This is a genomic window from Streptomyces sp. NPDC059455 (genome assembly GCF_042750115.1).
GTDB lineage: Bacteria > Actinomycetota > Actinomycetes > Streptomycetales > Streptomycetaceae > Streptomyces > Streptomyces endocoffeicus.
Genome location: NZ_JBHYVB010000131.1, coordinates 21,308 through 33,506, shown reverse-complemented (window position 1 = coordinate 33,506; position 12,199 = coordinate 21,308). Strand labels below are relative to the sequence as shown.

Below are 12,199 nucleotides of genomic sequence, written 5' to 3'. Positions count from 1 at the left end.
GGTCGGCAGCGGCGAAACCGGCGGCGGGGGGGGGGGGCGCGCCGGGGGGGGGGGGGGGGGGCGGGCCGGCGGGCGCTAAGACACAGACCGGCGGGGGGGGGGGGGGCGCAGCCACTGGGGCGCTGGGGGGGGGCGCGCGCGGGGCGCGCCGCCGCGCCCCCCCCGGGGCCCGCGGGGGGGTGGGGGGGCCCCACCCCCCCCCCGTGTGGGGGGGGGGTCGGGGGGTGGGCGCCCCCCCCGCGGTTTCACGCCGTGAACACCGGATCGCGCATCCGCGTCTCACCAATATCCGAAGCGGAGCGAGTGAGCCGCATCCCTATCTCCATCGGCGGCCGGTCGAGGCTCAGCCTTTTAGCCTGCTATTACTGCTGCTGGGACAACGCCAGCATGTTCTTAGCGACGGATCAAGCAGACCTGAAGCTGTTCTACGACAAGGTCCCGGACCCCCTGATTCGTTTCGAGTACGTTCGACGCAGTGAAGACCCGCCAGGCGCGCACATCCAGGTTCATGCGCACCGCGACGAAATGGCTTACCTGCTGCGGCTGGCCGACTCGGGCCGGCCCAAACAAGGACTGCGTCGAGACCGACTGCCTCGCCTCGCCGAGATGCACCTGCCCGTCGGCGGTCACCGGATGCGTCCGTCGTTGGAGGACGTGCTGCTTTTCCTCAAGCGCGAGTTCGCGATCGACACGACGGATAACTGGCGCACGGTGATTGTTGAGCATCTGACCGATTGGCGGCTGACACAGCTGAAGTCTGCCGTACGAGACGCTCCGGAGGCTGCCGCAGAGGTGCTACGCCTCCTGGGCTACACGGTTGAGCCACCGAAAGTGGGCACTCAGCGACAACCGAGAGAGTCCGTGAAGCTCTTCTGGCCCTAGCCCGTCAACGCTCGGCGTCAACTCGGAGGGCCTTGTCCGGCAGAAGGCCGCGTACGGGGCGGGCCGCCAGGAGCATTCACCTTGCCGCTGACAACGCCGCTCGCCATCTGGCCGCCTCCGAGAGCTTGTCCCGTTGCCCATGCGACGTAAAGTGATCGCGGCCCGTCTGCGGATGCGGATCCCGCAGTCCACGCTGGACCGCACCCCACTTAGGGGGCAGGTGGTGGGGTGCTTCCCCGTTCGCCGGGCAGGTGGAGAGCCGCGATGCCGGTGAGGACGAGGTCGATCCCGGCGAGGAACTGTTCGCGGTCGTCGTGCTCGCGCATCTGGGCCGCGACGGCGCGGATGAACGGGTAATCGTCGGGGTCGAGTTCCTCCCAGACCTTCGACGCGGCGTCGAGGAACTCGGCGCGGTCCACGTCGGGCGCGAGGTTGCGGGCGCTCGCGCTGTTCGCGGCGTTCTGGCCGGTGGCGCCGAGGATGTAGTGCACCAACGCCGAGGCCGCCGTGAACCAGTGGCCCTCGGGCACGCCCAGCGCGCGGACCTGCCGGCCGATGCTTTCGAAGATCCGCGGCGTCACCGACCCCCAGGGGCTACGGGAGAGCTGGAGGGCGAGCTGCGTGGGGAGCCACGGGTGTTCCTCGATCGCGTCGAACAGGCCGAACGCGATGGCGCGAATCTTGTCCTGCGGCGAGTCCGGCGACTCGGCGGGCCCGGCCAGCTTGGCGGACTCGGCCGGCTCGGCGGACTCGGCCGGCTCGGCGGACTCGGCCGGCTCGGCGGACTCGGCCGGCTCATCGGGCCCGGCTGGCCCGGCGGACTCGGCGGACTCGGCACGCTCCGCGGCCAGCGCGGCGGCGACTACCGCGCCGGTCGCGGCGTCGAGCAGTTCGTCCTTGTTCGCCACATGCCAATAGATCGCCCCGGGCCCGGTGGCGAGGCGCTCGGTCAGCGCCCGGAATGTCAGCCCGCCCTCGCCGGCCGCGTCGAGCAGTTCGATGGCGGCCTCGACGATGCGCTCGCGGGAGAGCGCCTCTGTGCGCCGCTGTGACCGGCGTGTCCGTGTTGCCATGCTGCCATTTTGACATGACTGGAGCGTTGTTCCAACATGGAGCGACGTTCCATGATGGAGTGACGTTCCAGTCATGGAACGACATACCAGCGAGTCCGGCCTGGACTGGCACCGGGCGGTCTCGATTCACGAAGGAGTAGTCACGATGCGCACTCCCGTCACGATCATCGGCGCCGGACTCGGCGGCCTCACGCTCGCCCGCGTCCTGCACGTCCACGGCATCCCGGCCACCGTCTACGAGGCGGAGGCCTCCCCGATGGCGCGTTCGCAGGGCGGGATGCTCGACATCCACGACTACAACGGCCAACTGGCCGTACAGGCGGCCGACCTGATGGACGAGTTCCGCGGCCTGGTCCTGGAGGGCCGTCAGGCGATGCGGGTCCTCGACCGGGAGGGGACCGTCCTGTTCGAGAAGGCCGACGACGGCACGGGTGGGCGCCCCGAGGTGCAACGCGGCGAGCTGCGACAGATGCTGCTCGACTCGCTCCCGGACGGCACCGTCCGGTGGGGGCACAAGGTCAGCGAGACGCGTGCCCTCGGCGAGGGCCGCCATGAGGTGACGTTCGCCGACGGCGGCACCGTCGCCACGAGTGTGCTGGTCGGCGCGGACGGCGCGTGGTCACGGGTCCGGCCGCTGCTGTCCACCGCCATACCCGAGTACACCGGCCTGTCGTTCGTCGAGACGTACCTGTACGACGCCGACACCCGGCACCCCGCCGCCGCCAAAGCGGTCGGCGGCGGGTCGATGATGGCGCACGCGCCGGGCAGGGCGATCCACGCGCACCGGGAAAGCGGCGACACCCTGCACACCTACGTTTTGCTCCCCAGGCCGCGGGACTGGTTCGCCGCGATCGACTTCGCCGATGCCGCCGCGGCCACCGAGCGGATCGCGCGGGAGTTCGACGGCTGGGCGCCGGAGCTCGCCGCGCTGATCACCAACGGCGACACCCCGCCGGTCCTGCGCCCCCACCACGCCCTGCCGGTCGAGCACCGGTGGGACCGGGACCGGGTGCCGGGGGTGACCCTGGTCGGCGACGCCGCCCACCTCACGGCGCCGAACGGCGAGGGCGCCAACCTGGCCATGCTCGACGGCGCCGAACTCGGCAAGGCCCTCGCCGCGCACCCCGACGACGTCGAGGCCGCGCTCGCCGAGTACGAGCGGGCCATGTTCCCCCGCAGCGCCGAGGTCGCCGCCGAGGGCGTCGGCAGCGACGAGCTCATGTTCGGCGACGACGCGCCCCACAACCTGGTCAGCGTGTTCAGCGAGTTCTTCGGATAGGAGCGGGCCCAATGACCCCGTGATCGCCGTACGTTGAGTGAGTGACGACTACCGCATCGCAGGAGGCATTCCTGCGGGCGTTCCACGCTGAACGTCCGTCGGTGACCGCGGAAGCGTTCGGCCACGGTCGCGCTCCGGACGGCCGGTCCAGCTATGAGCTCCTGTGCGACCGGGTGGCCGGAAGCAGGCGCGTACTGGACCTCGGCTGCGGTGATGGCCTGCTGCTGGAGTTCCTGGCCCGAGAGGACGGGCGGCAGCTGGCGCAGGTCGCCCGAGTGCTGTGCCCCGGAGGGGTTCTGGTGGGCGTGGTGGGGGGGCGGGGCGGTCGGCGGCGAGTCGTACGACCGGTTCCTCGGGCGGCGGGGCCCTACTCCCCCTCGGGCTCGAAATCCTCCACGAAATAACTGTCGTGCCGGATCCGAAAGCGCTTGAGTTCCTCGCCACCGCGCTGGGACATCTCCGCGACCCGCTCGAAGTACTCCTCGCGCGGGGCGCCCGGGGAGAAGAGCAGGAGCATGGACATGGGCTCGTCGGTCACGTTCTTGAAGGCGTGCAGACCGCCGACCGGTACGTACAGGAAGTCGCCCTCGCGGCCCGTGACCCACCTCTCGCCGTTGTAGAGCTCAAGCTCGCCGGAGAGAATGTAGAAGGACTCCGACATCGCCTTGTGGAAGTGGGTCTTCGCTCCGGCGGCCCGCGCCCCCAACTCCAGCTTGTACAGGCCGAATTCACCACCGGTCGACTCATTGGTGGCGAGGTAGTACGTAGCGCCGCCGCCGGGCGAGGAGATGTCGGGCGGGGTATTGGCCGGGCGAAAGGCCGCGTTCACCTCGCCCTTGTCACCGTGGTAGCGGGGCTCGGGGTATTCGAGGAATTCCGGGTACGACATGATGCGCTCCTCTTCTCAGGTCTCCACCAGCATGGTGGCTCCCGCCTCGGGAACGCGGCATCGGGCCCACGAACGATCTCGGGTCGGCCCGAGCGGAGGGCTGGGGACCTAGGACGTATTGCGAAACCGCTTCGAAAGCGCTTCGAAAGCGCTGAGGCTCCGGTGGAGTTACGCGAGCGTCGGGGCCCGCTCCGCACCTCCCCGGATGGGGTAGCGTGCCGCCCCATGGTCGATGACGACGGGGGAGCCCGCCTGGTGCGGGCAGGGCAATTGCTCGCCGATTCCTGGCGGCGGTTCTGGTTCGACGACGGTACGGAGGAGATCGCCGACCGGCTGGCCGAGGCGGGAGGCCTTTACGACTCGGTCGCGGATCAGGCGGCGCCCGACGATGCGGCACCCGGCGATGCGGCGCCCGGCGATGCGGCGCCCGGCGATGTCGAGGTCGCGGCCACGATCGCCATCGGACGTTCCACCATCGCCGCGTTCGCGCTGCGGCTGGCCGTGGATGTGGACCACGACCTCAACTCCGGGTGGGACTGGGACGACGAGGGACCACCGCTCGGCGAGATGGAGTGGGACGAGGGCGGCGTCACCGCCGCGCTCGCCGCACAGAGCGTCGCGGCAGCGCGGGCGGCACTCAACGCCGACCCCGACGATCCCTTGGTCCCCTTGCAGTTGGGGCATGCGCTCACCTGGATCGGCGACCGCGCGGGTGCCGTTGCGGCGTACGAGGAAGCGTTGCGGAGGGATCCGTGGGACGGCACCGCCCATGAATGCCTTGAGCGGCTCGAGGTGACACCGGCCGAGCCGCCGCCCACCGGGGCGGGCGATCCGGTCAGCCCGCGCCCCTATGGCTTCGCCGTGCTGCATGAACAGGGCCGCATCTCCCATTCCGACTGGTTCGAGGAGCGGCGGCTGTTCGGGACCCTCTCCGCCGCCCGCGCGAATGCCGACGCCTGTCTGCGGGACACCGGCGACCTGGAACGAGAGTTCCTCGAAGACATGATGAAACTGGAGCTGGAGATACACCGGCCCGGCAGGCCCGTCACCACCTACGACTTGATCGCCCGGGTGCCGGATGCTCCGGATGCCGGTCCGTTCGACATCGACTGGTCGGGCGTCCTCCTTGATGAGCCCCTGGAATCACCGCTGCCCGCCGGGCGCCTTTTGCGGATGGAGGACAGGGCCTGCTTCTACGGGTCACCATCGGCATAAATACGGAGACGAGACCGGACCGAGCCCATAGGGTCCATCCCATGGTGATTGCGACTGTCCGCGAGTGGAGCGACGAGGAGGGGTGGGGCGTGCTCGATTCCCCCGAGACTCCCGGCGGCTGCTTCGGCCACTTCTCCGACATTCAGGTGAGCGGCTTCCGCACGCTGTCGCCCGGCCAGCAGGTGGACCTCACGTGGGAAGCCCCCGGCTTCAAACAGGACGGGTACGACTACCGCGCGGTGAGCATCGTTCCTCGGCTTGCTGGCTCCTGACTCACCCAGGAGCCACCGGCCACGGGCCACGGGCCACGGGCCACGGGCCACGGGCCACGGAATACCGATAAAGCCGGATCGGGTATCAGCGGCGGGTTTCGACCTTCAGGTCGCCGCGGGTCAGTGTGCGACCGAAGTCGCTGGCGAGCAGGTCGTGCGGGATACCGAGTCCGATCGCGCCGGCCTCGTCGAGGCGGGCCAGTTGGGGGGCGGTGAAGTCGACCTCCAGGGCGCCCAGATTGTCCTCCAGCTGCGCGGGGGTGCGGGCACCGATGATCGGGGCCGTCACATCCGGGTTCCGCAGGGTCCAGGCCAGCCCGACCTGGGCGGGTGTGCGGCCCAGCTCCGTGGCGACCTCCTTCACGACATCGGCAATGGCGAGGTTACGTTCGGTGAGCGTGCCCAAGGCGAAGTTGAAGTTCTTGCGGGTGCCGTCGTCGACCGCGGCGTTCGTCGCGGTCAGGTCGTCGCGGCTGTACTTGCCGGTGAGCACCCCGCCGGCCAGCGGTGAGTACGGCGTCACGCCCAACCCCATCTCGCGTGCCATGGGGATCAGGTCACGTTCCCCGGTACGCTCGATCAGGTTGTATTCGATCTGCAGCGCGACCAGCGGCGACCAGCCGCGCAGATCGGCGATCGTCTGCATGCGCGACACCTGCCAGGCCGGGGCGTTGGAGATCGCCACGTACAGGACCTTGCCCTGCCGGACCAGATCGTCCAGGCCGCGCAGGATCTCCTCGACCGGCGTCATGAAATCCCATACGTGCAGGTAGAGCAGATCGATGTAGTCCGTTTTCAGCTGCCGCAGACTGGTTTCCACCGACGCGAACAGGTTCTTTCGGTGGCTGCCCCCGGAATTCGGATCGCCGGGCCGACGCAGCGTCGTGTATTTCGTTGCCAGCACCAGGCTCTCGCGGTTGTCGCGGGCGAATTCGCCCAGCAGGCGCTCGGAGCTGCCATTGGTGTAGGTGATGGCGGTGTCGATGAAGTTGCCGCCGCGCTCGACGTAGAGGTCGAACAGCTTGCGCGCCTCGTCCTGCTCGGCGCCCCAGCCCCACTCGGTGCCGAAGGTCGCCGCGCCCAGCGCCAGCGGTGAGACCCGCAGCCCGGAGCGGCCCAGCAGCCGATAGGTGTCGAGGGTGAGCGACATCGTGTCCTCCTGTGCTTGTGTTCCGTTGCCGAAAACAAGCCTGTGACCGCCGCGAGCCGGGGATAAGGGAAAGAAGTTCCTGGGAATGCCAGTCCTACTCTCGCTGTTGGATCGACCATGACGACCCGCACCGTGGACGCGACACAGGAGCTGGCCGCGTTCCTACGGACCCGGCGCGAACGCCTGAACCCGGACGATTTCGGCCTGCCGTCGCGTCGGCAGTCCCGGCGGACCCCGGGACTGCGCCGCGAAGAGGTCGCCGAACTGGCCGGGGTCAGCATCGACTACATCGTGCGGCTGGAACAGGGCCGCGGGCTGCGGCCCTCGGCGGACGTGGTGGAGGCGCTGTCCCGGGCGCTGCGCCTGGGCCCCGACGAACGCGTCTACCTCTTCGACCTGGCCCAGCAGCGCCGCCCCCGCAACGCCGACAAGCCCGCCACCGCCGCGGTGCCGCCGCTGGCCCGGCTGGTCGCGGACCTCTCGCCGCTGCCGGCCATGCTGATGAACCACCGCTACGACATCCTGGCGTGGAACGGCGAAATGGCGAGGCTGCTCCTGGATTTCGACACCCTCCCGCCGGCGCGGCGCAATGCGATGTGGCTGTGCCTGATGCATCCGCGGATACGCGAGTTCTATGTCGACCGCGAACGCGTCGTACGGGAGGGGATCGCCCATCTGCGTGCCGCGTGGGCCGCGCATCCGGAGGATCAGGCACTGACCGACCTCATCACCGAATTCACCACTCATGACGAGGAATTCGCGCGTTTGTGGGCCGAGCGGGACGTCAAGGTCAACGGCCGCGGGGACAAGGTGATACGGCATCCTGACGTCGGTGAGCTCGCACTGCAATTCGAAGTGCTGATGCCACTTGAAGATCCGGACCAGCGGTTGCTGATCTACCGCGCCGCGGACGATGAGAGCCAGTCGGCATTGGACCGGTTGTGCGCACGGTGATGTCGAACCGTGCATTCGTGCACTGAGTCGAACCGTCGTCCGGCGTCTTTCAGGGGGCGGTCGCGGTGCGGCGGAAGTCGCTCGGATTGACGCCTCGGACCCGTTTGAACGCCGCGCTGAAACCGAACGGGTCGGAGTAGCCCACGGTACGGGCGACATCCGCGACGGTCGCGGCCTCCCGCTCGACCAAGAGGTCCGCCGCGAGCGTCATACGCCAGCGGGTGAGGTAGGTCAGCGGAGGTTCGCCGACCAGGTCGGCGAACCGTTTGGCCAGCGTCGAACGCGACACCCCGGTACGCTCGGCCAGCGCGGCGACCGTCCAGGGTGCCGCCGGTTCGGCGTGCAGCAGGCGCAGCGCATGGCCGACCACCGGATCCCGCTGGGCGGCCCACCAGGCGGGGGGCTCGCCGCCGGGCCGGTCGAACCACTCGCGCAGCGTGCAGACCAGCATCCAGTCCAGCAGCCGGTCGAGGACGACCTGCTGGCCCGGCGTGTCGACTGCGACCTCGGCGGCGAGGTGGTCCAGCACGGGGTCGGCCGTGCCCCCGGCGTCCACGCGCAGCACGACGGGCAACGCGTCCAGCAGTCGGCGGCTGATCTCGCCGCGTACGGGGTAGGCGCCGACGATCAGGGTCGTCGCACCGTTACCGTCCTCATCGGTCTCCCCGCCCTCGTCGTGCCAGCCGCGACGGTGCCTGGTCCCGCCCTGCTCGGGCGTGGCGCAGTGCTCGCCGCAGGCGATCGGTTCGGCCCGGGTGCCGATCTCGTCGACGAAGGTGAACGTCCCAGGGCCGCGTACGACGATCGTCTCGCCGGCGCGGAGCGGCTCGGGCGGACGGTGCTCCGGCACGATCCAGCCCGACCCGGTGAGGACGGTGCACAGGGTCAGCGGCGCGCCGTCCACGAAGTGGAGCGCCCAGGGCGGGGACAGGGTCGAGCTGCCGAACAACGACCCGTGGGCCCGCACCCCGCGGATCAGATCACTGAACGCGTCCACCTCAGTGAGTTTAGACGAATACACAGGTGATCCGGCTCTTCGCCTATGGGGTCGTCCGAGTCGGCCGTGTTCAATCGGCGTCATGAGCAACGACACCACTCTCGTCCTCGGCGCGACCGGCAAGACCGGTCGGCGGGTCGCCGCCCGGTTGCGGCTGGGCGGCACGCCGGTGCGTGCCGTCTCCCGGTCGAGCCGGACCCGGTTCGACTGGTCCGACCCCGGCGGCTGGGACGCGGCCCTGCGGGACATCTCCGCCGCCTATGTGGTGGCCCCGCCCGTGCCGGGCCCGGTGCACGAGTTCGTGGTCCGGGCCGAGGCCGCCGGGGTGCGGCGGCTGGTCCTGCTCTCCGGGCGCGGCGCCGACACCTGGGGCGACTCCACGTTCGGACTGGACATGCGCTCAGCCGAGGACGCCGTGCGCGGCTCGGCGCTGGAGTGGACCGTCCTGCGGCCGTCGAACTTCGCCCAGAACTTCGACGAGGACGTCTTCCACGCCCCGCTGGTCGCCGGGGAGCTGGCGCTCCCGGCCGACGCGGTGCCCGAGCCGTTCATCGACGTCGAGGACGTCGCCGACGCCGCGGCCGCGGTGCTGACCGACCCCGGTCGGCACGCCGGACGGGTCTACGAGCTGACCGGACCGCGTGCGCTCACCTTCGGTGAGGCCGTTGAGCTGATCTCCCGGGCGTCCGGGCGGCCCCTCACCTACCGGCAGGTCTCCCCCGCCGAGTACGCCGCGACGCTGGTCGAGGAGGGCTTGAGCGAGGAGGACGCCCACCACGTCGCCGAGATGTTCGTACTGATGGAACGCGGGCTGCTCGCCGGGACGACTGATGACCTCGCCACCGTGCTGGGACGGGCGCCCCGGACCTTCGAGGACTACGTCGTACGGGCCGCGGCGGCGGGAGCGTGGCGGCGCCCCGACGGCGGTTGACCGAGCCGCCTGACCATCGTCCCCGGAACGCCCGTTCCGCCATTCCCCTCACCTGTCGCACCTATCCGCCATTCCTCTCACCTGTCGCACCTATCGGAAGGGCCGTGATGAGCACCGACGCCAGTTCGCTGACCGCCCAGGACCTCGAGTTCCTGCGACGCCCCCTGCACGGGTTCCTGTCCGTGGCCGTGGGGCCGATCCCGCCACAGCCCCGGCCGGTGTGGTTCGAGGCCACTGCCGAGGGCACGATCCAGCTGTTCACGGCCCCGGACTCGCTCAAGGTACGGCGCCTGCGCCGCGACCCCCGCGCCTCGATCGTCGTCGCAGCCCCCGTGGGTGAGCGCGAGCGCTGGCTGTCGGTCGCCGGCCGCACCACGGTGGAGTCCGACGGAGCACACGAGCTGTGCGCCCGTCTGGCCGCTCGCTACTGGGACCTCGACGACCCGGCCCGCGCCGATGACCTCGCCGGGATCCTGGCCACGGAGCAGGTTCGGCTCGTCATCCACCCGGAGACCGTGAGTCGCTTCACCTTCTGACCTCCGCGACGGCCAAGGTCAAGAAGGGCACAACGCCATGTCAGGGGCCGTGTCAGGAGCCGTGTCAGGGGCGTGACAGTCGGGTGTCAGCCACGGCCGGGACCGTGTTGGGCATGAAGAGTTCGGCAATAGCGGTCTCAGGGCTGCGCAAGGCATTTGGCGACAAAGTCGTGCTCGACGGCATCGACTTCGAGGTCGCCGCGGGATCGGTTTTCTCCATGCTCGGCCCGAACGGGGCGGGCAAGACGACGACCGTGAACGTTCTGACGACATTGATGAAGGCCGACGCCGGGACGGTGCGGGTCGCCGGGCACGACGTGGTGACCGGGATCAAGGAGGTGCGCGCGGTCATCGGCGTGACCGGTCAGTTCGCGGCGGTGGACGAGCTGCTGTCGGGCCGGGAGAACCTGCGGCTGATGGCGGACCTGAAGCGCGTGCGCTCCGGCGGCCAGGTGGTCGGGCGGCTGCTGGAGCGGTTCGACCTGGTGGAGTCGGCGGACAAGATGGCGGCGACCTACTCCGGAGGTATGCGCCGGAAGCTGGACCTGGCGATGACGCTGGTCGGCAACCCGCGGATCATCTTCCTGGACGAGCCGACGACCGGTCTTGACCCGCGCAGCAGGCGCGCGATGTGGGGGATCGTCCGCGAGTTGGTGGCCGACGGCACGACCATCTTCCTCACCACCCAGTACCTCGACGAAGCCGACCAGCTCGCCGACCGGATCGCGGTGCTCGACCAGGGCCGCTTGGTCGCCCAGGGCACCCCCGAGGAGCTCAAGCGCCAGGTCCCCGGCACCCATGTCCGGCTCCGGTTCGCCGGTCTCCGCGAACTCGACGCGGCGGCGGGGGCCCTGCCCGGGTCCACGCGGGACGACCAGGAGCTGACCCTGCGGGTGCCCAGCAGCGGTGACTCGAAGTCGCTGCGGGCCCTGCTGGACAAGCTCGATGAGCAGACGATCACCGCGGAAGAGTTTTCGGTGCACACACCGGACCTCGATGACGTCTTCTTCGCCCTGACCGGTCACGCCACACAGGCCGCGGACACCACGCAGACCACGCACACCACACACGCCACCTCGGAGGCGATCGCGGAATGAGCACTGTCTCGACGTCATTCGGCGACGCGGCGATCATGCTGCGTCGCAACTTCAAGCACACGGTCAGGAATCCGGTCACGGTCTTCCAGGCGGTCCTGTTCCCCGTCGTGATGATGCTGATGTTCGTCTACGTCTTCGGCGGCGCCTTCAAGGTCACGGGCGAGTACGTCGATTACGCCGTACCGGGCCTGACCGTCATGGCCATCACATACGGGTTGGGCCCGACCGCGGCGGCCGTGAACGGCGACATGACGAAGGGCATCAACAACCGGTTCAAGGCCATGGATGTCTCCCACGGCGCCGTGCTGGCCGGTTATGTCGTCTCCACCACGGTGCGCGGTCTGATCGCCGACGCGGTCATCATCGGCGTCGGCTTCGCGATGGGGTTCCGTCCGCACGCGAGCTTCCTCCAGTGGCTCGCCGTGATCGGCCTCATGCTGTTGCTCGCCTTCGCGACCAGCTGGCTCACGGTCGCCATGGGCCTGGCCGCGAAGACCGTGGAGTCGGCGGGCATGGCCACCGTGCCGCTGATCATGCTGCCGTTCCTGAGCAGCGCGTTCGTTCCCGCGGACACGATGGGGGCCGGTGTGCGGCAGTTCGCGGAGTACCAGCCCTTCACCCCGATCATCGAGACGCTGCGCGGGCTGCTGTCGGGCGGCCATCCGTCGACCGGCGACGCGTTCGCGGCCGTCGCCTGGTCCGTCGGGTTCGCGCTCGTCGGGTACGTATGGGCGATCGCCACGTTCAGGAAGCGAGCGTGACCTCGACCAGATGGGACCAGCTGGTGCGCGTCCCGTCCCGAGTCGCCTCGGCGAACTTCGCGTCGCCGAGGCGGCACCGCGCGGCCCGCACGATCCCGGGCCGGTCCGGGGTGGGGCGGGGCCGCCGCCCGCGCACCCCCCCCCGCGCCCCGACCAGCCGCCC

The 12,199-nt window shown here is 70.0% G+C and carries 15 protein-coding genes; 10 read left to right on the top strand and 5 right to left on the bottom strand.

Annotated elements, in window-relative coordinates; all coding sequences use genetic code 11:
- Window positions 1-252 precede the first annotated feature (252 nt).
- Window positions 253-882, top strand: coding sequence for a hypothetical protein (locus tag ACFXB5_RS35510; RefSeq protein WP_385215925.1), 630 nt, complete (start codon window positions 253-255; stop codon window positions 880-882).
- A gap of 209 nt (window positions 883-1,091) precedes the next feature.
- On the opposite strand, the gene ACFXB5_RS35505 is transcribed toward ACFXB5_RS35510, so the two are convergent.
- Window positions 1,092-1,955 carry a TetR family transcriptional regulator gene (locus ACFXB5_RS35505; RefSeq protein WP_385215923.1) on the bottom strand — a complete coding sequence of 288 codons (864 nt, stop codon included), beginning with the start codon at window positions 1,953-1,955 and terminating at the stop codon, window positions 1,092-1,094.
- A 145-nt stretch (window positions 1,956-2,100) separates the two neighbouring features.
- Between ACFXB5_RS35505 and ACFXB5_RS35500 the strand changes: the two genes are divergently transcribed.
- Together ACFXB5_RS35500 and ACFXB5_RS35495 are read left to right on the top strand one after the other, a co-directional pair.
- Window positions 2,101-3,234 carry an FAD-dependent oxidoreductase gene (locus tag ACFXB5_RS35500; protein ID WP_385215921.1) on the top strand — a complete coding sequence of 378 codons (1,134 nt, stop codon included), beginning with the start codon at window positions 2,101-2,103 and terminating at the stop codon, window positions 3,232-3,234.
- 41 nt (window positions 3,235-3,275) lie between these two features.
- A complete protein-coding gene (locus ACFXB5_RS35495) occupies window positions 3,276-3,638 on the top strand; it encodes a methionine biosynthesis protein MetW (protein ID WP_385215918.1) in 363 nt (120 codons plus the stop codon).
- Here the strand turns inward: ACFXB5_RS35495 and ACFXB5_RS35490 are convergent.
- Window positions 3,602-4,123: a cupin domain-containing protein gene (locus ACFXB5_RS35490; RefSeq protein WP_385215916.1), complete on the bottom strand. Its 522-nt coding sequence runs from the start codon at window positions 4,121-4,123 to the stop codon at window positions 3,602-3,604. The genes ACFXB5_RS35495 and ACFXB5_RS35490 overlap by 37 nt on opposite strands.
- A 225-nt stretch (window positions 4,124-4,348) precedes the next feature.
- Between ACFXB5_RS35490 and ACFXB5_RS35485 the strand changes: the two genes are divergently transcribed.
- Window positions 4,349-5,338, top strand: a complete 990-nt coding sequence (locus ACFXB5_RS35485) for a tetratricopeptide repeat protein (protein WP_385215913.1) — start codon at window positions 4,349-4,351, stop codon at window positions 5,336-5,338.
- 41 nt (window positions 5,339-5,379) lie between these two features.
- Window positions 5,380-5,610: a cold-shock protein gene (locus tag ACFXB5_RS35480; protein ID WP_385215911.1), complete on the top strand. Its 231-nt coding sequence runs from the start codon at window positions 5,380-5,382 to the stop codon at window positions 5,608-5,610.
- A gap of 85 nt (window positions 5,611-5,695) precedes the next feature.
- Here ACFXB5_RS35480 and ACFXB5_RS35475 read toward each other — a convergent pair whose 3' ends face one another.
- Entirely contained in the window at window positions 5,696-6,760 is a 1,065-nt protein-coding gene (locus tag ACFXB5_RS35475; protein ID WP_385215909.1) for an aldo/keto reductase, read from the bottom strand.
- 117 nt (window positions 6,761-6,877) lie between these two features.
- Between ACFXB5_RS35475 and ACFXB5_RS35470 the strand changes: the two genes are divergently transcribed.
- A complete protein-coding gene (locus ACFXB5_RS35470; RefSeq protein ID WP_385215906.1) occupies window positions 6,878-7,714 on the top strand; it encodes a helix-turn-helix transcriptional regulator in 837 nt (278 codons plus the stop codon).
- Between the two features lie 49 nt (window positions 7,715-7,763).
- On the opposite strand, the gene ACFXB5_RS35465 is transcribed toward ACFXB5_RS35470, so the two are convergent.
- Entirely contained in the window at window positions 7,764-8,711 is a 948-nt protein-coding gene (locus ACFXB5_RS35465; RefSeq protein WP_385215903.1) for a cupin domain-containing protein, read from the bottom strand.
- Window positions 8,712-8,793: 82 nt separating this feature from the next.
- Between ACFXB5_RS35465 and ACFXB5_RS35460 the strand changes: the two genes are divergently transcribed.
- The 4 genes from ACFXB5_RS35460 to ACFXB5_RS35445 all read left to right on the top strand — a co-directional run bounded on the left by ACFXB5_RS35460 (window position 8,794) and on the right by ACFXB5_RS35445 (window position 12,036).
- On the top strand, window positions 8,794-9,642 hold the full coding sequence (locus ACFXB5_RS35460) for an NAD(P)H-binding protein (RefSeq protein WP_385215900.1): 849 nt from the start codon (window positions 8,794-8,796) through the stop codon (window positions 9,640-9,642).
- Between the two features lie 107 nt (window positions 9,643-9,749).
- Window positions 9,750-10,178: a pyridoxamine 5'-phosphate oxidase family protein gene (locus ACFXB5_RS35455; RefSeq protein ID WP_385215898.1), complete on the top strand. Its 429-nt coding sequence runs from the start codon at window positions 9,750-9,752 to the stop codon at window positions 10,176-10,178.
- 113 nt (window positions 10,179-10,291) lie between these two features.
- A complete protein-coding gene (locus ACFXB5_RS35450; protein ID WP_385215895.1) occupies window positions 10,292-11,275 on the top strand; it encodes an ATP-binding cassette domain-containing protein in 984 nt (327 codons plus the stop codon).
- Window positions 11,272-12,036: an ABC transporter permease gene (locus ACFXB5_RS35445; protein ID WP_385215892.1), complete on the top strand. Its 765-nt coding sequence runs from the start codon at window positions 11,272-11,274 to the stop codon at window positions 12,034-12,036. The genes ACFXB5_RS35450 and ACFXB5_RS35445 overlap by 4 nt, the downstream gene beginning before the upstream one ends.
- On the opposite strand, the gene ACFXB5_RS35440 is transcribed toward ACFXB5_RS35445, so the two are convergent.
- The coding region (locus ACFXB5_RS35440; RefSeq protein ID WP_385215890.1) for a hypothetical protein at window positions 12,020-12,199 on the bottom strand (180 nt) is incomplete at its 5' end. The two genes, ACFXB5_RS35445 and ACFXB5_RS35440, sit on opposite strands and share 17 nt — an antisense overlap.

Coding starts and splice junctions, on each gene's coding strand:
- ACFXB5_RS35505 (WP_385215923.1), bottom strand. CDS start 1,955: ATGGCAACACGGACACGCCGGTCACAGCGGCGCACAGAGGCGCTCTCC.
- ACFXB5_RS35500 (WP_385215921.1), top strand. CDS start 2,101: ATGCGCACTCCCGTCACGATCATCGGCGCCGGACTCGGCGGCCTCACG.
- ACFXB5_RS35490 (WP_385215916.1), bottom strand. CDS start 4,123: ATGTCGTACCCGGAATTCCTCGAATACCCCGAGCCCCGCTACCACGGT.
- ACFXB5_RS35485 (WP_385215913.1), top strand. CDS start 4,349: ATGGTCGATGACGACGGGGGAGCCCGCCTGGTGCGGGCAGGGCAATTG.
- ACFXB5_RS35480 (WP_385215911.1), top strand. CDS start 5,380: ATGGTGATTGCGACTGTCCGCGAGTGGAGCGACGAGGAGGGGTGGGGC.
- ACFXB5_RS35475 (WP_385215909.1), bottom strand. CDS start 6,760: ATGTCGCTCACCCTCGACACCTATCGGCTGCTGGGCCGCTCCGGGCTG.
- ACFXB5_RS35470 (WP_385215906.1), top strand. CDS start 6,878: ATGACGACCCGCACCGTGGACGCGACACAGGAGCTGGCCGCGTTCCTA.
- ACFXB5_RS35460 (WP_385215900.1), top strand. CDS start 8,794: ATGAGCAACGACACCACTCTCGTCCTCGGCGCGACCGGCAAGACCGGT.
- ACFXB5_RS35455 (WP_385215898.1), top strand. CDS start 9,750: ATGAGCACCGACGCCAGTTCGCTGACCGCCCAGGACCTCGAGTTCCTG.
- ACFXB5_RS35450 (WP_385215895.1), top strand. CDS start 10,292: ATGAAGAGTTCGGCAATAGCGGTCTCAGGGCTGCGCAAGGCATTTGGC.
- ACFXB5_RS35445 (WP_385215892.1), top strand. CDS start 11,272: ATGAGCACTGTCTCGACGTCATTCGGCGACGCGGCGATCATGCTGCGT.